The organism is Pseudomonas sp. GZJR-8 (assembly GCF_002916705.1).
Lineage (GTDB): Bacteria > Pseudomonadota > Gammaproteobacteria > Pseudomonadales > Pseudomonadaceae > Aquipseudomonas > Aquipseudomonas synxantha_A.
In genome coordinates, this window is sequence record NZ_JXSI01000008.1 from 124,070 (window position 1) to 145,012 (window position 20,943).

A 20,943-nucleotide genomic window follows, 5' to 3' on the forward strand; every position below is an offset into this window, starting at 1 on the left:
GTCCTCGCCCCACCACTCGGCACCTCGCTCAGGCTCGGTGTGCCCGTAATCCGACAGGGATTTGGGGGGCCGCCGCCACGCGCCATCCATGGCGCGGGGCGGCTAAACCGGCATCCCTGCCGGTTTACCCCACAAATCCCTGTCGAATTCCGGCCAGCGTGGTTTAACGGGGCGCCTGAGATCAAAAGCAGATCAAGATCAAGAGCAGCTCGCTTCGCATCGTGGTTACTGGTGACTGCTACGAAGTTGTGTAGATACCCATGCTCATCGGGGGCAAGCCCCCTCCCACATTTGATGTGTGAATACATTCAAAAGTGGGAGGGGCTTGCCCCCGATGGCGGTCTTCAGTTCACCACTGAGGCCGGTGCGCGCCCAATTCCCCTGCCGGCAAATCCCACTGCAACGGCGTGCCACTGATGCTCAGCGGCGCCAGTAACCGATGGGCCTGGCCCCAGGTGGTCTGCTCTACCACCAAGCCTTGATCATTGATGTCTTCGCCGCGCAACGCTGCCTGCTGCGGCACCTGCCCTGCGTCCACCAGCAATTTGGCCGTGCGCGCCAGTGACAACCGCGCCGAACCGCCCCGACCTGACGCAAACCGCTCGCTCAAGGCCTGGATCGCACTGGCGGCCATCAGGTAACCGGTAGCGTGATCCAGCGCCTGCACCGGCAGCGGCACGGGCTTATCCGCTTGCTTGCAGGCCATGCCCGCCTCGGCGATCCCGCTGCTCATCTGCACCAGGCTGTCAAAACCGCGACGGTTACGCCACGGGCCACTCCAGCCATAGGCATTGAGGCTGACGTCAATCAGGCCGGGGGCGATATGTTGGCGCTCGCCGAGGGTGTAACCCAGCTGTTCCAGTGCATCGGCGCGGTAACCATGGAACAGTACGTCAGCGTGCTTGAGCAAGGCTTCGAATACCTGCCGGCCTTCAGGGCTTTTCAGGTCGAGGCGGGCACAGCGCTTGCCCAGGGTCATCTCCGGTACCACGCCCGGTTCGTTCCAGGTTGGCGAATCGATGCGCAGTACATCTGCACCCAATCCGGCGAGGAAACGACTGGCCACGGGGCCGGCCAATACGCGGGTCAAGTCCAGCACCTTGATACCCGCCAGCGGGCGCGCAGGTGAGCCAAGCCAGGGTTTGTCGATACCAGTGTCGAAGACCTGACGCTGTATCAACTCTTCGGCATTCACCGCCAAGCCTTGCGGATACTGCTGCCAGGCTTGCCACGTACGCATCTGCGCCGCACAACCGCCGGCGTCGACAATGGCCTGTTCCAGTTCTGCGGCGTTCCATGTAGCCACTTTAGTCGCCATCTCGGCGCGGTCGGCCACAGGCCCAAGCACCCGTTCGGCCGCTGCACGGTGATGGGGGGCGTTGGTGTGCAGACGAATCCAGCCCTCGGCGCTGGCGTAGTCACCGGCCACTGGGTCCCACAGCGGCGGTACTTGCCAACCCACTGGGCGAATCGACGAAGAAAACCACAGCGAGGCGAGACGCCGATCCACGCTGACGCTGGGCAGCCGCCCGGTCTGTTGCTGGATCAACTGGGCAACAGCCTGGCCAGCGGCGCCGATGCTGGCGACGGCCAGGTCGGTCACGGCGAAGGACGAGGGCAGTGCGCCTGCCGAGGTCTCGGGCAGCGCAATGTGCGGTAAATCGAGTGCAGCTTGGATGGGAGTCAGCAGGTCAGTCATCTAAGGCCCTCCGTAAGAGAAGGGCCACTATAGAAGAACATCACACCGGTGTGGCAGCCCCTGGGACCAAGGGCAGTTCGATGCTGGCGACAAAACCGCCGTCGGGATGATTGGCCAGGATCAGGGTGCCGCCATGGCGCTCGGCAGCACGGCGGGCAATGGCCAGGCCCAGGCCATGACCTTGCGCAGTCTGGCCCGGCGCACGGTAAAACGGCTCGCCCAGTTGGCCCAGGTGCTCGGCATCAACGCCGGGGCCGTGGTCGCGTACGCTGATCAGAATGCGCCCGTTTTGATGCTGGGCCTGCAATTGAATCGGTTGGCCGGCCGGGTTGAAGCGTTGGGCATTGCGCAGAAGGTTATCCACGGCGCGCTCGATCATGGTCGGCCAGCCCTTGAGCCGCAGGTCGACGTCGGTGCTGAGGTGCACCACTTGCTCCGGCGCGCCGAGCTGGGCGTCCTTTTGCAGGGTCTTGAGCAATGCGTTGAGGTCAATGTCTTCGGCGCTGGCGTTGTCGGCGTCGACCCGCGCCAGGACCAGGATTTCGCTGATCAAGGCTTCCAGGCGGTCGCATTCGCGGGTCAGGCGTGGCCAGAGTTTTTCCCGTTCTTCGGGGCTGGCGCGCTCGGCCAGGGCCAGGGCGATACGCAAGCGTGCCAGGGGCGAGCGCAGTTCGTGGGACACATCGCGCAGCAACTGGCGCTGGCTACCGATCAGGCTTTGCAGGCGCGCGCCCATGCGGTTGAAGTCATTGGCCAACACACCGAATTCGTCGCGCCTGTTGGCCAGTTGCGCCAGGCTGTTTTGTTGATAGGTGGTTTGCCCCAGGTCATGCACCGCGCCGCGCAGGCGGCTGAGTGGGCGGGTGATGGACAAGGTCACCAGCAGGCTGAACAGGGTCAACACCACCAGGGTGATTGCCAGGGCACTGAGCGGCCACAGCAGGCTACTGCGGTGCCAGGCTTCCAACTCCGGGTGGGGAATGCGGTAGATCAGCAGGTAGGTGTCGCCGGTTTTGTCGCTGGTGTACTCGGCGGTCAGGCGCCGCCAGGGCAGGTGGCCGTCCTGGCTGTCATTCTGCCGGGCTTCAAAGGCGGCGGCGCGACGCGGGAAGGTACCGCGCACCACCGGCTCGCCGCTCTCGTTAAGCACTTGCACATCGATGTGGTACTGGCGTTTGCGCTGTTGCAGCAAGTCCTGGGCGGCGTCCTCACCCTGGGCTTCGTAGAGTTGCGTCCACTCTTGCGCCAGGTTGTTGAGGCCGGGGTGGCGGCTGAGAATCCAGGCGTCCTGGTTGAGCATATGCCCAAGCAGAATCGACAACCCGCCAACCAGGGCGATGGCCAGCCAGAAACTCGCCAGGATACGCCAGAACAATGAACGCACAGGAAACCCTCAAACAGGAAAAGCCCAGTGGTGTGAACCACTGGGCCGTAGGCATTACGTTCGCATTATTGCGCTTTTTGCGCTTGCTGGGCTTTCCATTCCTGGAATTGCTTCCACTCGGCACGGCGCTCGGCTTGCTTTTTGACGATCTCGTCGTATTGCTTCTGCTGGTCAGGCTTGAGCACGGCGCGGATATTGGCCTGGGTTTTCTGCTTGCCGGCGGCGATCTCGTCCTGCATGGCTTTCTGGTCAGCGGCCGGGAGTTTGTCCAGATACTTTTGGGTCAGGTCTTTGCGAGCGTGCCATTGGTCACCCATCAGCTTGCGGATCTGCTCACGCTGTTCCTTGCTCAAGTCCAACTGGCTGAACGGGCCGCCTTTACCACGCGGGCCGTGTTCACCGTGGCCTGGGCCGCCCATCATGTGGCCTTCGTGACCGCCCATCGGGCCCGGGCCTTCAGGCATGGCCATGGCGACGGTAGGCAGTGCAGCGGCGAGCATCAAAGCGATAAGGGTCTTGCGCATGGTGATTCTCCTGTCTCTATTCCGGTGAGTCCGGATGTGAGTAGGTTACGCAGAGCAAGGTCAGCGGCGGTCAGGGGAGAGTAAAGCTTCGGTAAAGACGGGTTTGACAGGAGCTGACAAAACCCTTGAAGGTGATGAAATCAATGGTGGGGGCAGGCAAGCCAGCTCCCACAGGGTTAAGCGTGATGTTTAGAGGCTGTAGTAGTAGCCGCGACTGCGCAGCGCCACGATCCGCGGCCGGCCATCCGGGTGCGGGCCGATCTTTTTGCGCAGGTTGCTGACGTGCATGTCCAGGCTGCGATCGTAAAGGGTCAACTTGCGGCCCAGGGCGATCTGCGCCAGTTCCTGTTTATCGAGGGGCTCGCCGGGCTGGCGCAGCAAGGCTTCGAGCAGGCGGCTTTCGGAGACGGTCAGGGTGAACTCCTGGTCATCGATGCTCACCACGCCGCGCACCGGGCTGAAGCACAGGTCGCCCAGCTCAAGCTGGGTCGAGACCGCGGTCGGGTGGCTGCGGCGCAATACGGCACGCAGGCGGGCGGTCAGTTCGCGCGGATCGCAAGGCTTGGCCAGGTAGTCGTCGGCGCCCAGCTCCAGGCCGAGGATGCGGTCCAGGGGTTCGCCCCGCGCCGAGAGCATCAGCACCGGCAGTTCCGGGTGGTCGTTGCGCAGTTGCTTGAGCAGCTCCAGGCCGCTGCCGTCGGGCAGCATCACGTCGAGCACCACCGCCGCCGGGGCGGCTTCGGCCAAGGCTTTGCGGGCGCTCAGGCCATCGTGGCAGGCGCGCACCTGGAAGCCTTCCTGGCTCAACCAACTGTTCAGCAGCTCACAGAGCTCCTGGTCATCATCTATCAGTAACAGCTCGCTCATGACTCACTCGATTTAGCCATTGTCGACGGCGACGACCCCACCGGTGACGCCGTGAGCCATTAGGAGTGCGCCGAAACGATTAGGTTCGACGCAGCCGGGTTCAAGGCAGGACTTGCTTGAACGGCTTGATCACCACATCAGCGTAGACGCCTGCGGCGACATAGGGGTCGGCCTTGGCCCAGGCCTGGGCGTCGGCCAGGGAGGCGAACTCGGCGACAATCAGGCTGCCGGTGAAACCGGCGTCGCCCGGGTCATTGCTGTCGACCGCCGGGTGCGGGCCGGCCAGTACGATACGGCCTTCGGCTTGCAGCTGTTTAAGGCGCTCGACGTGGGCAGGGCGTACGCTCAGGCGTTTTTCCAGCGAGTTGGCAATATCGGTGGCAATGATGGCGTAGAGCATGTCAGTCCTCGGTTTTCGGCGTGGTAGGCGCGGTGTCATGCAGGTGACGCGACAGGTAGATCCCCTGGCCGATCAGGAACAATACGGTCATGCCCAGGCTGCCGAACACCTTGAAGTCGACCCAGTAGTCCTGGAAGGTAAAGGCCACGAACAGGTTGGCGGCACCGCAGAACAGGAAAAACACGATCCAGGCCATGTTCAGGCGCACCCACACCGGTTCCGGCAAGGTCAGCGCGTGGCCCATGATCCGCTTGATCAGCAGGCGGTCACCGATGAAGTGGCTGCCGATAAAGACCAGGGCAAACAGCCAGTTGACCACCGGGGCTTTCCATTTAAGGAAGGTTTCGCTGTGGAAGGCCAGGGTCAGTCCGCCAAAGACCAGGCAGGCGATAAGGGTCAGCCATTGGCTTTTTTCCAGCTTGCGCTGGGAGATGAAGATGGCGCCGTAGACCACGATGGAGCTGATGATCAGTACGGCAGTGGCACTGTAGATACCCCCGAACGACAGCTCGTGACCGGCGATTTCGATGACCCTGGGGTCGAGTTTGGTAACGATGAAAAACAGCAACAGCGGGATGAAGTCGATGAATTGTTTCACAGTAAGAGCCAGAAGCTGGATGTGGCGGCATAATAACAAACATCCTTGGTTGCGATAGCGCCAGCTGACTTGAGGTTACATACCCACGTGAATGTTGATTTGCACTGCCACAGCACGGCCTCCGACGGCGCCCTGGCGCCCGCGGTACTGGTTGCGCGTGCGTTTGAAAAAGGCGTGCAAGTGCTGGCGTTGACCGACCACGACACCCTCGAGGGGCTCGATGAGGCCCGCGAAGCCGCGCATTCTTTGGGCATGCAACTGGTCAACGGGGTGGAATTGTCCTGCACCTGGGGCGGCGCCACCATTCATGTACTTGGCTACGGTTTCGATCAGAATGCCCCGCCGTTGGTGGCGGCCATTGCCCAATTGCACGATGGCCGCTGGCTGCGGTCCGAAGAAATAAGCCGCAAGCTCAGCCTTAAAGGTATGCCCGGCGCCCTCGACGGCGCCCGTGCCATCCAGCAGGAACTGGGGGACAGCGGCAACGCACCGGCCCGTCCGCACTTTGCTGACTGGATGGTGCGCGAAGGCTATGTCAAGGATCGCGCCGAAGCCTTTCGCAAATGGCTGGGGGCCGGCAAGTTGGGCGATGTGAAGCTGCATTGGCCGACCCTGGAAGACACCGTCCAGACTTTGCGGGCTTCCGGGGCCTGGGTCAGCCTGGCGCATCCCTGGCATTACGATTTCACCCGCAGCAAGCGCCGCAAGCTGATCAGCGACTATATTGGTGCGGGTGGCCACGCGATCGAGGTGGTCAACGGGCATCAACCGGCGGAACAGGTCGGCAGCCTGGCGATCCTTGCTCGCGAATTTGGTCTGCTGGTCAGTGCCGGCAGTGATTTTCATGGCCCAGGCGGCTGGTCCGAGATTGGCGAGTATCGCCAGGTCCCGGAAGATCTGCCGCTGTTGTGGGGGCGATTCAAGCATGACCCCATTATTGCCACCGTCTGAACAGGTAGAGCACGTGAGTCAATTCTTCCAGATTCATCCGGAAAACCCTCAGGCGCGCCTGATTAAACAGGCCGTGGAGATCATCCGAGCCGGCGGCGTGGTGATCTATCCAACTGATTCGTCCTACGCCATCGGTTGCCAGATCGGCGACAAAGGCGCGGTCGAGCGTGTAAGGCGCCTGCGCCAGCTGGACGACAAGCACAACTTCGCACTGATTTGCAGCGACTTGTCTCAACTGGGCCTGTTCGCCAAGGTCGACACCGGTACGTTCCGCCTGCTCAAGGCCCATACGCCGGGGCCTTATACCTTCATTCTCAATGCCACCCGCGAAGTGCCGCGCCTGTTATTGCACCCCAAGAAGCGCACCATCGGCCTGCGCGTGCCGGAACACCCGATAGCCCTGGCGCTGTTGGCCGAGCTGGGTGAGCCGCTGATGAGCGTGTCGTTGATCCTGCCCGGTGAAACCGAACCGTTGTACGACCCTTACGAAATGCGGCGCCTGCTGGAAAAGCACGTCGACCTGATCATCGATGGCGGCTACGGCGGCAACAAAGCCTCGACGGTGATCAACCTGGCTGACGGCGAGCCTGAAGTGGTGCGTGTGGGCTGTGGCGATCCGGCGCCATTTATGGTCGAGGCCTGAATGTCGGCCGTGGAAACCGCTGATCCCCAGGCCGGCGCCCAGCAGGAACTGCCGTTCGCCATGGTCTATGGCCAGGCGGTCATGGAAATGCCCCTGGACCTGTACATTCCACCGGATGCCCTGGAGGTCTTCCTGGAAGCCTTCGAAGGCCCGCTGGACTTGCTGCTGTACCTGATCCGCAAGCAGAACATCAATATCCTCGACATCCCGGTGGCAGAAATCACCCGTCAGTACATGGGCTACGTCGAGCTGATGCAGTCGGTGCGCCTGGAGCTGGCCGCCGAGTACCTGGTGATGGCCGCCATGCTCGCCGAGATCAAGTCGCGCATGTTGTTGCCGCGTTCGGAGACCGTCGAAGCCGAAGAGGATGACCCGCGCGCCGAACTGATCCGCCGCTTGCAGGAGTACGAACGCTTCAAGGCCGCCGCCGAAGGCATTGACGGCCTGAGCCGCGTGGGCCGTGATGTGGTGGTGCCCAAGCTCGACGCACCCGAGGCCCGTGCGCGCAAATTGCTGCCGGACGTGAGCCTGGAAGAATTGCTGATGTCCATGGCCGAGGTGCTGCGCCGTGGCGATATGTTTGAAAGCCACCAGGTCAGCCGCGAAGCGCTGTCTACCCGCGAGCGCATGAGTGATGTGCTGGAACGCCTGAAGGGCGGTGGGTTTGTGCCGTTTGTGGAGCTGTTCACCGCCGAAGAAGGCCGACTAGGTGTGGTGGTGACCTTTATGGCGATCCTCGAACTGGTCAAGGAATCCTTGGTCGAGCTGGTGCAGAATGAGCCTTTTGCGGCTATCCACGTGCGGGCGCGAGCCGAATAACGAGCTGAATCGATGAATCTGACTGAACCCCGCGAACTGGCACCCTTGCTGGAGGCCTTTCTCTTGGCCTCGGGCAAACCGCAATCCCTGGAGCGCCTGTTCGAACTCTTTGAAGAAGCTGAACGCCCGGAGCCGCCGGTATTCAAGAAGGCGCTGGAGATCCTGCGCAAGTCCTGCGACGGCCGTGCCTTTGAGTTGCGCGAAGTGGCGTCGGGTTATCGCCTGCAGATCCGTGAGAAGTTTTCGCCGTGGGTGGGGCGCTTGTGGGAAGAGCGGCCGCAGCGTTATTCGCGGGCAATGCTGGAGACCATGGCGCTGATCGCCTATCGCCAGCCGATTACCCGTGGCGAAATCGAGGACGTGCGTGGTGTGGCGGTCAACAGCCATATCGTCAAGACCCTGCTGGAGCGCGAGTGGATCCGCATCGTGGGTTACCGCGACGTGCCCGGCAAACCGGCGATGTTCGCCACCACCAAGGTGTTCCTCGATCATTTCAACCTGAAGAACCTCGACGACCTGCCGCCCCTGGCTGAACTGCGCGAAATGGAGGCCGAGCCGGTGCTCGACTTCGACGATGCGCCGGTGCCGCAAAGCCTGCAGGAACTGGCCGATGCCAGCGCCGAGCCGGAGGAGCCCAAGGACGAAACCAGCTTCCATACGCTGCTGTTGGAGCTCGATGATATGGAGCAAGGGATCAAGACTGATTTTGACGACCTGTTGCGTGATGCTGCCGACGAGCCGCAGACCGAGGTGAACGTTGAACCCGAGCCCGAAGTCGAAGAAGACATCCTCGGCGTCGCCGATGCCCGGGAAAAACTGCTGGCCGCCGTCGCCGCCCTGGAACAGCCGCCGCTGAGCGACGAAGAAGACGAAGCCCGGGCGCTGGCCGAAGCCATCGAAAACGAACGCCGCCAACTCGAAGACTGACGCAATAAAAACTGTGGGAGGGGGCTTGCTCCCGATAGCGGAGTGTCAGGCAGCAGATGCATCAACTGATCCACTGCTATCGGGAGCAAGCCCCCTCCCACATTGGATCTCCACTGTCTGGGAGAAAACATGAGTTCCACCAAAGACCCGTGCATCAGCATCTGCAAGTTCGCCGACGACATCTGCGTCGGTTGTGGCCGCAGCAAGCGCGAAATCCGCGCCTGGAAGAAGCTCGACAAAGTCGACAAGCGCACGGTGCTGGCTGAAGCCGAGCTGCGATTGCTGGCGCTGGGTGCCACCGGTCGGCGGAAAAGCAAATGACTTGGGCGTTATCGACTAGTCTGTGATGCGCAACACGCGCCATGCGCGTATGATTCGCGACCCCTTGCCGACCTATTCGGCCAAGGCCCCGCTTTCAAGACCCCTCAGGCCACGCCTGAATCGACCCACCGGGAGGTGCTTACGATGAATGACCAAGACCAGAAAGACCAGGAAATCGGCCCAGCAGGCGAAAAGCTGCAAAAAGTGCTGGCGCGTATCGGCGTGGGCTCGCGCCGCGACGTCGAAGCCTGGATTACCCAGAAGCGCATCAAGGTCAACGGCGTCGAGGCTACCCTCGGCCAGCGCGTCGACCTGCACGATGCAATCACCATTGATGGCAAGGTCATCAAGCGTGAAGAGGCCGCCGAATCGGTGCGCCGCGTGATCATGTACAACAAGCCCGATGGCGAAATCTGCACCCGTGACGACCCGGAAGGCCGTCCGACCGTGTTCGACAAGATGCCCAAGCCCAAGGAAGGCCGCTGGATCAACATCGGTCGTCTGGACATCAACACCACCGGCTTGCTGATGTTCACCACTGACGGCGAACTGGCCAACCGCCTGATGCACCCGTCCTACGAGATGGATCGTGAATACGCCGTGCGTGTACGCGGTGAAGTCGATGACGAGATGATCGAACGCCTCAAGGCCGGCGTGGTGCTGGAAGACGGCCCGGCCAAGTTCACCGACATCAAGCAGGCGCCAGGCGGCGAAGGTTTCAACCACTGGTACCACTGCGTGGTGATGGAAGGGCGTAACCGTGAAGTGCGTCGCCTGTGGGAATCCCAGGGGCTGGTGGTCAGCCGCCTCAAGCGCGTGCGTTTCGGCCCGGTGTTCCTGAACTCCGACCTGCCGATGGGCCGCTGGCGCGAAATGAGCCAGTACGAAGTCGACATCCTCAGCGCCGAAGTTGGCCTGACGCCTGTCGCCATGCCGCAGATGAACGCCAAGAGCAAAGACAAGCTTGAGCGTATGCAGCGTAAATCGTCGCGCCCTGTTGCGCGTACCGAGCGCGTGGCTCGCACCCTGCGCCCGGCGCTGAATGCACCGGCAACCGGCGGTCGTATTTCTCGCGAGCCGCAGATCGAAGGTGAGCGTCGCCCAACCGCACCGTCCCGCCAGGAAGGTGATCGTGCACCACGCACACCGCGCCCGGCCCGTGGCGAAGCGCCAAGCGGCGGTCGCAGCAACCGTGGTGAAGCCGATCGCCCGGCCGACAATGCCAGTACCAAGCGTCCAGCCAAGCCAGCGGCGAACAAGCGCCCTGGCCCGAAACTGGTAGCTGATGAGCCGTCGGGCAAGCGCCGTGGCGCCCCGGCAGGTTCGGGTCAGCGTCCTGGTTTTGGTCGCAAGAAGCCGCAGTGATGCGTTAAGCGCTGCATAAAAACGCCAACCCTAGGGTTGGCGTTTTTTTTGATCTGAATTTGAAATGCAATCAACTGTGGGAGGGGGCTTGCTCCCGATAGCGGTATATCAGCCTAAGTATCTGTTACTGACACACTGCTATCGGGAGCAAGCCCCCTCCCACATTTGGTCTGCGGTGTTTTTGAGTCTTGTGTTCAGAAGGCAAACGTTCCATCGAAAACCGGTTTATCGTCCAAGGCCAACGTTCCACTGGCAAAGATCAAATCCAGGTGATGACTGCCTTTCTGCCCGCCGCCCAGGCCCAGGTGCAGCCCGCAATGGCGCTCCTCGAACCCGGCATTGCGCGCATACAGATCCTTGACCCCTTCGTTGGTGCCAATCCCCAGCTCCTCCACCCGACGGTTGGACGGGTTGGCATTCAGGTACTTGTTGAAATCATCCGCCAGCCCCGGCACGTCGCTGGCCACGCTGCAAATGGTCGAGTTCTCGATCCACAATTCCAGCGGTGATTGCAGCACGCCGTATTTGCGCGCAAACGGAATAGTGCTGAGGAAGGTACCGACAAACCGCACCTGGCCATTGATGGCTTCACTGTGGGTGGCGATTTCGCCGGGCGCCAGGTCGTGGTTGCCGACGCCGTTGATATTGGTCCATTTCTTGATGCTGCTCATCGGCGCTTCCAGGCGCGAACCGTGCTTGTCGGTGAAGCTCAGCACATTGGCCTGGGACATGCGTCGGATCAGCGTGGCGTTAAGGTCGGCAATACGCTGTGGCTCGACGCTGAAGGTGTCGTAGAAGTAATCACCATAATCCTTGAATAGCAGGGATTTCTTCCAGTGCTCGGCCATCACGCCGTGCAGGGCGCGGATAAAGTCCGGGCCTTCGGCGCGTGGGTTGGGCAGGGTGGAAGAGTCGTAGAGAAACAGGTACAGGTCACAGTCTTCGATGGCTTGCACCAGGGCTTCGCTGGGAGCCAGGTCCAGGCGTTGCAACTGGAAGTTGAAGCGGGCGGCGCTGCCGTGGGTGATTGCCTGGGCGATGGCGTCGTAGCGTTCGGTATGGCCCAGCAGCACGGTGGGGCGACTCAGGCCGCTGAGGGCTGGGTGGTGTGCGAGGTAGTAGAGAAAGTGTTCGACGGCGCGGGCCTTGTCCATGACGGGTGTCCTTCTGTGCCTTGGGTAAGGGGGGCAGGTGCCGTGCACAGCACCTGCCGGATGCCTGCCGGGTATTAGAAAGGCCACATCGCGGTGCCGAAAGGCACAACGGCATCGGCTTGCATCATTTCAACGGCGGCCTCATGGGTCGGCGCTTCAAACCAATCGTCGAGTTGCAGTTCGGTTTCCAGGTCTTTTTCCAGTGCTTGCATGGTGTATCTCCTAGAGGACGTTGATTGAGAACGGCTTGCCCGCAGGCTTCGTGGGCAAGTGGAAAGAACCTAGAAGAGAGTGTTTCAAAATGCAAAAAATTTATTGACACGGTTTCATTTGGATTTTTTCTTCTGTTTTTGGCGAGCTATTTTTTATTCAGAAAAAACAGCGAATTGGCTGAACCGTTTATTCAGAAAATCCCCACTGACAATTTTCCGTTGGCTGGCCGTAAAACCTGGCTGTAACGCAGTGTTTCCGCATTGTAACGATAAGTTTACGAATTTTCCCCGGGAGTCTTGGGCGACCTGTAGCTGTAAGGATTGGCTGACAGTTTGTCGCGTGCACTCTGTTGGGGCGTGCCGAAGCTGTCGAGCGGTGTACAATGCGCCGCGTTTTACTGTGACCCCCCTTGCGTACCCACGCAAAAGGCCAAGACCTCAGGGTTCGATCCCCCTGATCATTCCGCCTGGCCACGAGCCGGACGGGTTCGATTTCGTCACAGATAAAAACAAACAGGTGACGTATGACCATTAGAAAGACGCTGTACTCCTGGTGCCTGCGCTGGGGTTTGAACGGCGCTGCTTGAGTTGGTAATTCAAGGCAGCAACCTGCATTCATATCCTCAAACCTTGCGTGAGACCCTTTCATGAGTGGAACCCATTCCTCTTCAGGCGAGCTGAAACGCGGCCTGAAAAATCGGCATATCCAGTTGATCGCCCTCGGTGGCGCCATCGGTACCGGTCTGTTCCTGGGCTCGGCCGGGGTGCTCAAATCCGCCGGCCCGTCGATGATCCTGGGCTATGCCATCTGCGGCTTTATCGCCTTCATGATCATGCGCCAGCTTGGCGAAATGATTGTCGAGGAGCCGGTTGCCGGCTCTTTCAGCCACTTCGCCCACAAGTACTGGGGTGGTTTCGCCGGCTTCTTGTCGGGCTGGAACTGCTGGATCCTGTACATCCTGGTGGGCATGTCGGAGCTGACGGCCGTCGGCAAGTACGTGCACTACTGGTGGCCGGAAATCCCGACCTGGGTCTCGGCGGCAGCGTTTTTCGTGCTGATCAACGCGATCAACCTGGCCAACGTCAAAGTCTTCGGTGAAGCCGAGTTCTGGTTCGCCATCATCAAGGTGGTGGCGATCGTCGGCATGATTGCCCTGGGCAGCTACCTGCTGGTCAGCGGCAGCGGCGGCCCGCAAGCCTCGGTGAGCAACCTGTGGGACCACGGCGGGTTTTTCCCCCATGGTGTTGGCGGGTTGGTGATGGCCATGGCGATCATCATGTTCTCGTTCGGCGGCCTGGAAATGCTCGGTTTTACCGCCGCCGAAGCCGATCAACCACGCACCGTGATCCCCAAGGCGATCAATCAGGTGATCTACCGTATCCTGATTTTCTACATCGGTGCCCTGGTGGTGCTGTTGTCGCTGACGCCGTGGGACAGCCTGCTGGCGACTCTCAACGCCTCCGGCGATGCCTACAGTGGCAGCCCGTTTGTGCAGGTATTCTCGATGCTGGGCAGCAATACCGCCGCGCATATCCTCAACTTCGTGGTGCTGACGGCGGCGCTGTCGGTGTACAACAGCGGCACCTACTGCAATAGCCGCATGTTGCTGGGCATGGCCGAACAGGGCGACGCGCCCAAGGCCCTGGCGAAGATCGACAAGCGTGGCGTGCCGGTGCGCTCGATCCTGGCCTCGGCGGCGATCACCCTGGTGGCCGTGCTGATGAACTACCTGATGCCCCATAACGCGCTGGAACTGCTGATGTCGCTGGTGGTGGCCACGCTGGTGATCAACTGGGCGATGATCAGCTTCTCGCACTTCAAGTTCCGCCAGCACATGAATCGCACCGGCCAGGTGCCGCTGTTCAAGGCGCTGTGGTATCCGTATGGCAACATTATCTGCGTGGCGTTCGTGGTGTTTATCCTGGGCACCATGTTGATGATTCCGGGCATTGACCGCTCGGTGTACGCGATCCCGGTGTGGGTGGCGTTCATGGGGGTGTGTTACTGGATCAAGAACAAGCGGGCGCAGCAATCGTTGGCTACGGCGGTCCCTGCGGTGAAGTAAGCGTCAATGTTGTTAAGCAGACCCGGCCTTGTGCCGGGTTTGTTGTTTGAGGGGATGGCCAAGGTGCATTCGCGTATCCTAGGGCTTCTTCCGGAGGACCGTGTTACTCATGCTGGTGATTTCCAACAACGTACAGTTGCCCGATGCCGAGATCGAGCTGACCGCGATCCGCGCCCAGGGTGCCGGTGGGCAGAACGTCAATAAAGTGTCGAGTGCGGTGCACCTGCGGTTTGATATTCCGGCGTCTTCGTTACCGGAGTTCTACAAGGAACGCTTGCTGGCGCTGCGCGACAGTCGTATTACCAGCGAAGGTGTGCTGGTGCTCAAGGCCCAGCAATACCGTACCCAGGAGCAGAATCGTGCCGATGCGTTGGAGCGCCTGGTGGAGTTGATCCAGAGCGCCACCAAGGTCGAGAAAAAGCGCCGTCCGACCAAGCCCACCCTGGGGTCCAAGAAGCGCCGCCTGGAGTCCAAGACCAAGCGCGGCAGCATCAAGGCCGGGCGAGGCAAGGTCGACTTCTAGGCGTCGCGCGTTTCCCGGGCCTTGGGTGCCTGGCGGTACAGGTACAGACTCAGCAGCAAACCGGCGGCGGCGGCGAGGGCGGCGAACAGGAAGATCGATGCAAAGCCGAAACCTGCTGCCACGGCGCCCGCCAGTGGCCCGGTGATGCCCAGGGACAAGTCGATAAACAGCGAATAGGCGCCTACCGCCGAGCCACGGCTGGAGGCGGGCACCAGGTTGACCGCCTCCACGCCCAGCGCCGGAAATACCAGGGAAAAGCCGAAGCCGCTCAACGCCGCGCCAGCCAGCGCCAGTTGGGCATCCGGCGCCAGCCACAGCAACAGCAGGCCGAGGACTTCCACCGACAGGCAGGCAATCGCGACGCGAAAGCCGCCAATGCGGTTGATCAAATTGCCAAACAGCAAGCGTGCGCCGATAAAACTGGCGCCGAACAGGCTCAAGGCCCACACCGCGTTATCCCAGTGCTGGGTGGTGTAATACAGGGTGATAAAGGTGGCGATGGTGCCAAAGCCGATGGAGCCCAGCGCCAGCGCGCAACCGTGTGGCAACACGCGGCCCAGCACATTCATGAACGGCAGACGTACGCCGGGTACAATCGGCGCGGCTTGTTTTTTCCAGGCCAACAACACGCCCAGCACGGCGAGCAGAATGATGCTCACGCCCATGCTCCACAGCCCGAACCGGCTGACCAACAGCACCCCCAATGGTGCGCCGACCGCCAGCGCGCCGTAGCTGGCGATACCGTTCCAGGAGATGACTTTGGCGGTGTTCGCCGCGCCAACGCGGCCGATGCCCCAGCCGATCGCGCCTGAACCCACCAGGCTTTCGGCGCTGCCCAGCACCAGTCGACCGATCAACAGACTGCCCAGGCTCACTGCCGGCAGGCTGGAAAACCACGCCGCCAGCAACATGAACACGCCACTTGAACCGCAGCCCACCAGGCCAATCAGCACGGCGCGCTTGCTGCCCAGGTTGTCGATAATCTTGCCGGCATAGGGGCGGCTCAACAGGGTCGCCAGGTATTGCACGCTGATGACCAGCCCGGCGATCACGGCGCCATAGCCCAATTGGCTATGCACATAGCCCGGCAATACAGCCAGGGGGATGCCGATATTCAGGTAGCCGATAAAGGTAAACAGCACGATGGAAACGACTTGCAGCGTGACGGCCATGGGTCGCTGGGTATCTGGCATGGGAGAGGTCCACTGTCGCAGCAGGTAAAGATAGGCTGCTAATGATACCGGCGCGCAGGCCGGGCAGGGCGGCAAAAATGTAAAACCTCGGATCAAAGATGCATCAGGCTTGGGCGGGAGCCAGCAATTGAGTCGTCACCAGGGCTGCCAGGGCATTTTCCTGGGTGCCGAAGCGCTTGAGCAGTGCGGCTTGCTTGTCTGCACTGAGGCGGTTCCAGACTTCGACCATCTGCAAGGCAGCGTCGAGCACGGCGGCATCCGGCGTATCGGGAAGGGTTGTGGTCATGATGAGCGTCTCGAATGATTCAGGCAGTGTGGAAAGCGCTCAAAGGTGCGCTTTCCACACGGTCTGGTACGGCGTCAGTCTTGGCGTTTGCTGTCGACTGGTTTTGCTTCTTTGGTCGCAGGCTGCTTGTTGCTGGCCTGCTGCGGTGTTGGCTGCTCGGTTGGGTGCAGGCTTGGGAAGGGGAGATTAGGTATCTCGTGCATCGTCGTCGCTCCTCGCAAGGTCTGTTTTCAATCGCAGGTGATTGCGCGCTCTCAAAAAGCCTTGGCAGGATACAGCACCGTAAATGACAAAAAGACTTTTATCTCGGCGGATGCACAATTTTTCATACTTGCGACGCAAGTGACATGAGGTCACACCTAGGGGCATTCTCAATTAGTTTCCCCGCCGCGTTGTCGCCCGGCGCGACGGGGAAACTAATTGAGAACGCCCCCTAGAACGGTACCTTGCCCAGGATCATGTCGCGGTACATCACGAAATCCCCCAGCAAGCTATAGAACGGGTGCTGAAAGGTCGCCGGACGGTTCTTTTCGAAAAAGAAGTGGCCAATCCAGGCAAAGGTGTAGCCAGCGATTGGCAAGGCCAGCAACAGGAGCAGTGACCCCCGGCCTATGGCGTACGCGAGGATACCGATCACCAGGGTGGTGCCGATGAAATGCAAGCGCCGGCAGGTGCTGTTGCCATGTTCGCTCAGGTAGTACGGGTAAAACTCGGAAAAGCTGTTGAATTTCCTGGTGTTTTCCACGGTGGCCGGCCCTCTGGTTGTTGTGCCGCCCAACAGGTGTTCGGCGGGGAGCTTATTTGAGTCTAGAGTGATCAGTGGTATCAGCCAGTGACAATAGATGCCACTTTAGTATCCTTGGCTTCCTGGCTGCCGTTTGAGCCTGCTTTCAATAAGAAGACGCCATGAGCGAACGAACAACTTCTGCAAGCTGGGCGATGGGGATAGTCAAGGCGTTGGAAATGGACGGCCTGGATTGCCGTGCGTTGTTCAAGCAACTGGGCCTGGACTATGCCGCCCTCAGTGACCCGGACGCGCGTTTTCCCCAGGATTCCATGACCCGCCTGTGGCAGCGGGCGGTGGAGGTGTCAGGCAACCCGGCGATTGGCTTGAACATGGGCAAGGTGGTGCGGCCGGCCTCGTTCCATGTTGCCGGTTATGCACTGATGTCCAGCAACACTCTGGCTGAAGGCTTTATGCGATTGGTGCGCTACCAGCGCATCATCGCCGAAAGCGCCGACTTGAGCTTCCGACTCTTACCCGAAGGCTATGCGTTGATTCTGACAGTGCATGGCGATCATCTTCCGCCGACCCGGCAAAGCGCCGAAGCCTCGCTGGCCAGTGCGCTGGCGCTGTGCGGCTGGCTTACCGGGCGCACCCTGCAACCGCGCAAAGTGCTGCTGCAAGGCGATCAACCAGCGGACCTGGCGCCGTACAAACAGGCCTTCCATGCGCCGCTGCAATTCAATGCGCCCTATGACGCGCTGATCTTCGAGCAAGCCGACATGGATGCACCGCTGCCCACGGCCAACGAGGCCATGGCGCTATTGCATGATCGTTTTGCCGGTGAATACCTGGCGCGTTTCTCTGAAAGTCGCGTCACCCACAACGCGCGACAGGTGTTGTGCCGCCTGCTGCCCCAGGGGGAGCCCAAGCGCGAAGCGGTGGCCCAGACACTGCATCTGTCCCAACGTACCTTGCAAAGACGTTTGCAGGAGGAGGGCACCAGTTTCCAGGCCTTGCTCGATGACACCCGCCGCGAGCTGGCCGAGCAATACCTGGCGCAGCCAAACATGACCTTGCTGGAAATTGCCTACCTGCTGGGGTTCGCCGACCCGAGCAACTTCTTCCGCGCGTTTCGCCGCTGGTTCAATGCCACGCCCGGCGAGTACCGGGCACGGCTGCAGGAAATGTCGTCGGTCAGTGGCGCCAAAATGCCGGAATACACAGCACAAACACGGTAATGATCTCCAGTCGACCCAGCAGCATACCCAGCGACAGAATCCACTTGGCTGCATCCGGCAGGGTGGCGAAGTTGCCGGCCGGGCCGATGGTTTCACCCAGGCCCGGGCCGACGCCGGACACGGTGCTGGCGGCACCGGTCAGCGCGGTCATCCAGTCCACGCCCAGCAGTGACAAGGCCAGGGCGATGGTGCAGATGGTAATGGCAAAGAAAAATGAAAAGGTCAGGATCGACCGCACAATTTCTTCGTCGAGGCGATGACCGTTGTACTTTTGCTTGATCACCGCACGTGGGTGGATCAACTGGTTCAAGTTGGCCTTGAGCAGGATATAGGCGACCTGGAAACGGAAGATCTTGATGCCGCCGGCCGTGGAGCCCGAGCAGCCGCCGATAAAGCCCAGGTAAAAGAACAGCATCAGTGAGAAGTTGCCCCACAGGCTGTAGTCCCCCAGTGCAAATCCGGTGGTCGTCATTACCGAAGTCACATTCAGCGCCACATGGCGCAAGGCATCGAGCCAATGCAGGTCGGTGGTCCACCAGTACCAGGTGCCGAGCACCAGCCAGGTCACGAGCAATAGGCCGAGCAAGCCTTGCACCTGCTGGTCCTTGATCAGCGCTCGACGGTTGCCGCGCAACGTGGCCACATACAGGGCGAACGGCAAGCTGCCGAGGATCATCACCACCACCGCGACCCAGTGCACGGCCGGTTGTTTCCAGTGCGCGAGGGACTCATCCGAGGTGGAGAACCCGCCGGTGGAAATCGCCGACATTGCGTGGTTGATCGCATCGAACAAACCCATTCCGGCCCACCAGAATGCCAGGCTGCCGAGGATTGTGATGCCCACATACGCGGCCACGATCAGCCGCGCCACCATGTGCGAGCGGGGCATGACCTTTTCCGAGCGGTCCGAGGATTCGGTCTGGAACAGGCGCATACCACCAATACGCAGCAGCGGCAGGATCGCCACCGCCATGCCGATAAAGCCGATACCGCCGAGCCAGTGCAGCAGCGAACGCCACATCAGGATGCCCGGCGACATGTTGTCCAGGCCGCTCAGCACGGTGGAGCCGGTGGCGGTGATGCCGGACATGCTTTCAAAGAACGAGTCGGTGTAGCTGATGTGCTGGGTCAGCAAAAAGGGCAGGGCGGCGAAGATGCACACCACCACCCAACTGCTGACGGTCAGCAGGTACATGTCCCGGGGGCGCAAGTGCACATGCTCCGGGCGACCGGGGATGACCAGGGCCAACCCGGCGATAAAGGTGATCAGGCTGGCCCACAGGAATGAGGGCAGGTCGCTGGTGCGTTCGAAGATCACCAGGGTGGCCATCGGGATGACCATGGCGACGGCAAGGGTGATCAGGAAGATGCCGATGATGAAACCGATGATACGTAGGGTCGGCAACGCCATGAAGTTCGCTCGGGTGATTGGGCAGAGGCGCCATTCTACCGACGGTGCTGGGCATGTAAACCAGAGTGCTTGAGGTTACCCGGAGCAAAATGTGGGAGGGACTTGCTCCCGATAGCAGCTGATCAGCGCAGAATGTATCTGCTGATCCACCGCTATCGGGAGCAAGTCGAACCGTCGCACCGCCCCTCCCACAAGGTCGCCTTTTTCAGTACCGCAGGGATCAGAACTCGTGATCAGCGCTGTCCGGGTTCAGGTCACCGATGCCCAGCTTGCCGGCAGCGGCCTCGATCGAACCGGTCTGCTTGACCAGGGCGGCAATCGCGTCGCGTACGATCTGGTTGCCCTTGTCGTTGCCTGCGGCGATCAACTGGTCGTAGTGCTCGCCGGCGTTGGCGCGGTCGACCATGACCTGGATCTTCGCTTCGGTTGCCGCCAGGTCCGCCTTGAGGGCGGCATCGGCAGCCGGATCGGCCTTGGCCACCAGGGACGACAGGCTGGCGCCGGTCAGCTTGGTGCCGTCAACGCGGGTGTATTCACCCAGATAAACGTTGCGGATGCCCTTGGCGTCGTAGAACTGCGAGTTGTGGGTGTTATCGCTGAAGCAATCATGTTCGTCTTCCGGCGAATTGGCTTCCAGGGACACCTTCATGCGCTCGCCGGCCAGCTCGCCCAAAGACAGGCTGCCCATGCCGAACAGCATTTTACGCAGGCCGTCGGTAGCCGGATCCGACTCCAGGGTGGCGCGGTAGTTGTCTTCGACGTTGGGTTTCCAGTTGCCGACCATTTCTTCCAGGTCGCTGACCAGCAGTTGAGTCACTGCGCGCAGGTAAGTGCGGCGACGCTCATTGTGACCGCCGGTGGCACCGTCACCCGTCAGGTAGTCCGAGGCCGGACGGTTGCCCGCGCCTGGGCCGGTGCCGTTGAGGTCCTGGCCCCAGAGCAGGAATTCGATGGCGTGGTAGCCGGTGGCAACGTTCGCCTCGGAACCGCCCAGCTCATTGAGGCTGGCGAGTTTTTCCGGGGTGATTTCCTTGACGTCGATCTTGTCTTCGCCGACCTGGATCTCGCTGTTGGCAATGATGTTGGCGTTGGCGCCCGGGTTACCCAGGGCGTGCTCGTAGGACTTGTCGACGTAGTCGATCAAGCCTTCGTCCAGGGGCCAGGCGTTCACTTGGCCTTCCCAGTCGTCGATGATGGTGTTGCCGAAGCGGAACACTTCACTTTGCAGGTACGGGACGCGCGCGGCGATCCAGGCGGTACGGGCCGCTTTCAGGGTTTCGTCGTTCGGGTTGGCGAGGAAGGTGTCGACCGCTGTCTGCAGGGTTTTTGCGGTGGATTCGGCATCGCTGTATACCGCAAACACCATGTCTGCGTAGTGCGCGACAACCGCCTTGGCGGCTGCTTCGTCGACCTGGCCGGCAGCCGGTGCGGTTGTGCTGGCGGCGGCGGGTGCTTGAGGCGCGGCGGCCTTGTCTTTACCTTCGCCACAACCGGCGAGAGAAATGGCAATGGCCAGCAGACTGGCGGTGGCCAGGGGCATACGAATCATGGCGAACATCCTGCTTCGAGTGTGAATAGGGCGCGCGGGGAGCGCAAAAGCTGCGACATAATGCGAAAGATTTGCATTTTGTGTAA

At 61.1% G+C, this 20,943-nt stretch carries 22 protein-coding genes; 9 read left to right on the forward strand and 13 right to left on the reverse strand.

Going from position 1 to position 20,943, the window contains the following annotated elements; all coding sequences use genetic code 11:
• Positions 1-349 precede the first annotated feature (349 nt).
• The 6 genes from TK42_RS17150 to TK42_RS17175 form a co-directional block, all read right to left on the reverse strand.
• Positions 350-1,699 (reverse strand): CoA transferase, encoded by a 1,350-nt coding sequence (locus tag TK42_RS17150; RefSeq protein WP_103734735.1) that lies wholly within the window; start codon positions 1,697-1,699, stop codon positions 350-352.
• Positions 1,700-1,739: 40 nt separating this feature from the next.
• Positions 1,740-3,083, reverse strand: coding sequence for a HAMP domain-containing sensor histidine kinase (locus TK42_RS17155; RefSeq protein ID WP_103734736.1), 1,344 nt, complete (start codon positions 3,081-3,083; stop codon positions 1,740-1,742).
• Between the two features lie 65 nt (positions 3,084-3,148).
• Positions 3,149-3,607: a hypothetical protein gene (locus TK42_RS17160; RefSeq protein ID WP_005790823.1), complete on the reverse strand. Its 459-nt coding sequence runs from the start codon at positions 3,605-3,607 to the stop codon at positions 3,149-3,151.
• Positions 3,608-3,796: 189 nt separating this feature from the next.
• Entirely contained in the window at positions 3,797-4,474 is a 678-nt protein-coding gene (locus TK42_RS17165; protein ID WP_078822169.1) for a response regulator transcription factor, read from the reverse strand.
• A gap of 100 nt (positions 4,475-4,574) precedes the next feature.
• Positions 4,575-4,874 carry a YciI family protein gene (locus tag TK42_RS17170; RefSeq protein WP_005790820.1) on the reverse strand — a complete coding sequence of 100 codons (300 nt, stop codon included), beginning with the start codon at positions 4,872-4,874 and terminating at the stop codon, positions 4,575-4,577.
• A gap of 1 nt (position 4,875) precedes the next feature.
• The gene (locus tag TK42_RS17175; protein ID WP_103734737.1) at positions 4,876-5,472 is read right to left on the reverse strand and encodes a septation protein A; all 597 of its coding nucleotides are present in this window, start codon (positions 5,470-5,472) and stop codon (positions 4,876-4,878) included.
• A gap of 87 nt (positions 5,473-5,559) precedes the next feature.
• Between TK42_RS17175 and TK42_RS17180 the strand changes: the two genes are divergently transcribed.
• The 6 genes from TK42_RS17180 (at position 5,560) to rluB (ending at position 10,498) form a co-directional block, all read left to right on the forward strand.
• Positions 5,560-6,423 (forward strand): PHP domain-containing protein, encoded by an 864-nt coding sequence (locus TK42_RS17180; protein ID WP_103734738.1) that lies wholly within the window; start codon positions 5,560-5,562, stop codon positions 6,421-6,423.
• A 13-nt stretch (positions 6,424-6,436) separates the two neighbouring features.
• Positions 6,437-7,066 (forward strand): L-threonylcarbamoyladenylate synthase, encoded by a 630-nt coding sequence (locus TK42_RS17185; protein WP_003193796.1) that lies wholly within the window; start codon positions 6,437-6,439, stop codon positions 7,064-7,066.
• A gap of 120 nt (positions 7,067-7,186) precedes the next feature.
• Positions 7,187-7,885, forward strand: coding sequence for a ScpA family protein (locus tag TK42_RS17190; RefSeq protein WP_164365898.1), 699 nt, complete (start codon positions 7,187-7,189; stop codon positions 7,883-7,885).
• A 12-nt stretch (positions 7,886-7,897) separates the two neighbouring features.
• A complete protein-coding gene (gene scpB, locus TK42_RS17195; RefSeq protein ID WP_032879731.1) occupies positions 7,898-8,812 on the forward strand; it encodes an SMC-Scp complex subunit ScpB in 915 nt (304 codons plus the stop codon).
• Positions 8,813-8,941: 129 nt separating this feature from the next.
• Entirely contained in the window at positions 8,942-9,133 is a 192-nt protein-coding gene (locus tag TK42_RS17200; RefSeq protein WP_032879732.1) for a DUF1289 domain-containing protein, read from the forward strand.
• Between the two features lie 144 nt (positions 9,134-9,277).
• Positions 9,278-10,498, forward strand: coding sequence for a 23S rRNA pseudouridine(2605) synthase RluB (gene rluB / locus TK42_RS17205; RefSeq protein WP_005790814.1), 1,221 nt, complete (start codon positions 9,278-9,280; stop codon positions 10,496-10,498).
• A 194-nt stretch (positions 10,499-10,692) separates the two neighbouring features.
• Here rluB and TK42_RS17210 read toward each other — a convergent pair whose 3' ends face one another.
• Positions 10,693-11,652 (reverse strand): leucyl aminopeptidase, encoded by a 960-nt coding sequence (locus tag TK42_RS17210; RefSeq protein WP_103734739.1) that lies wholly within the window; start codon positions 11,650-11,652, stop codon positions 10,693-10,695.
• Positions 11,653-11,726: 74 nt separating this feature from the next.
• Positions 11,727-11,864: a hypothetical protein gene (locus TK42_RS26990; RefSeq protein WP_003237751.1), complete on the reverse strand. Its 138-nt coding sequence runs from the start codon at positions 11,862-11,864 to the stop codon at positions 11,727-11,729.
• A gap of 647 nt (positions 11,865-12,511) precedes the next feature.
• Between TK42_RS26990 and TK42_RS17215 the strand changes: the two genes are divergently transcribed.
• Together TK42_RS17215 and arfB are read left to right on the forward strand one after the other, a co-directional pair.
• Complete coding sequence (locus tag TK42_RS17215) at positions 12,512-13,930, forward strand: amino acid permease (RefSeq protein WP_103734740.1); 1,419 nt, start codon at positions 12,512-12,514, stop codon at positions 13,928-13,930.
• A 109-nt stretch (positions 13,931-14,039) separates the two neighbouring features.
• Entirely contained in the window at positions 14,040-14,453 is a 414-nt protein-coding gene (gene arfB / locus TK42_RS17220) for an alternative ribosome rescue aminoacyl-tRNA hydrolase ArfB (protein ID WP_003193787.1), read from the forward strand.
• Here the strand turns inward: arfB and TK42_RS17225 are convergent.
• From TK42_RS17225 to TK42_RS17235, 3 genes are all read right to left on the reverse strand, one after another.
• Positions 14,450-15,646 carry an MFS transporter gene (locus tag TK42_RS17225; protein ID WP_005790807.1) on the reverse strand — a complete coding sequence of 399 codons (1,197 nt, stop codon included), beginning with the start codon at positions 15,644-15,646 and terminating at the stop codon, positions 14,450-14,452. The genes arfB and TK42_RS17225 overlap by 4 nt on opposite strands.
• 103 nt (positions 15,647-15,749) lie before the next feature.
• Entirely contained in the window at positions 15,750-15,932 is a 183-nt protein-coding gene (locus TK42_RS17230) for a hypothetical protein (RefSeq protein ID WP_032879737.1), read from the reverse strand.
• A 433-nt stretch (positions 15,933-16,365) separates the two neighbouring features.
• Positions 16,366-16,677, reverse strand: a complete 312-nt coding sequence (locus TK42_RS17235) for a DUF962 domain-containing protein (RefSeq protein ID WP_103734741.1) — start codon at positions 16,675-16,677, stop codon at positions 16,366-16,368.
• 161 nt (positions 16,678-16,838) lie between these two features.
• On the opposite strand from TK42_RS17235, the gene TK42_RS17240 reads away from it, so the two are divergent.
• Complete coding sequence (locus TK42_RS17240) at positions 16,839-17,897, forward strand: AraC family transcriptional regulator (protein ID WP_032879739.1); 1,059 nt, start codon at positions 16,839-16,841, stop codon at positions 17,895-17,897.
• Here TK42_RS17240 and TK42_RS17245 read toward each other — a convergent pair.
• Positions 17,854-19,308: a TrkH family potassium uptake protein gene (locus TK42_RS17245; RefSeq protein WP_103734742.1), complete on the reverse strand. Its 1,455-nt coding sequence runs from the start codon at positions 19,306-19,308 to the stop codon at positions 17,854-17,856. The genes TK42_RS17240 and TK42_RS17245 overlap by 44 nt on opposite strands.
• A gap of 220 nt (positions 19,309-19,528) precedes the next feature.
• Positions 19,529-20,857, reverse strand: a complete 1,329-nt coding sequence (locus tag TK42_RS17250; RefSeq protein WP_032879743.1) for an imelysin family protein — start codon at positions 20,855-20,857, stop codon at positions 19,529-19,531.
• Positions 20,858-20,943: the final 86 nt, after the last annotated feature.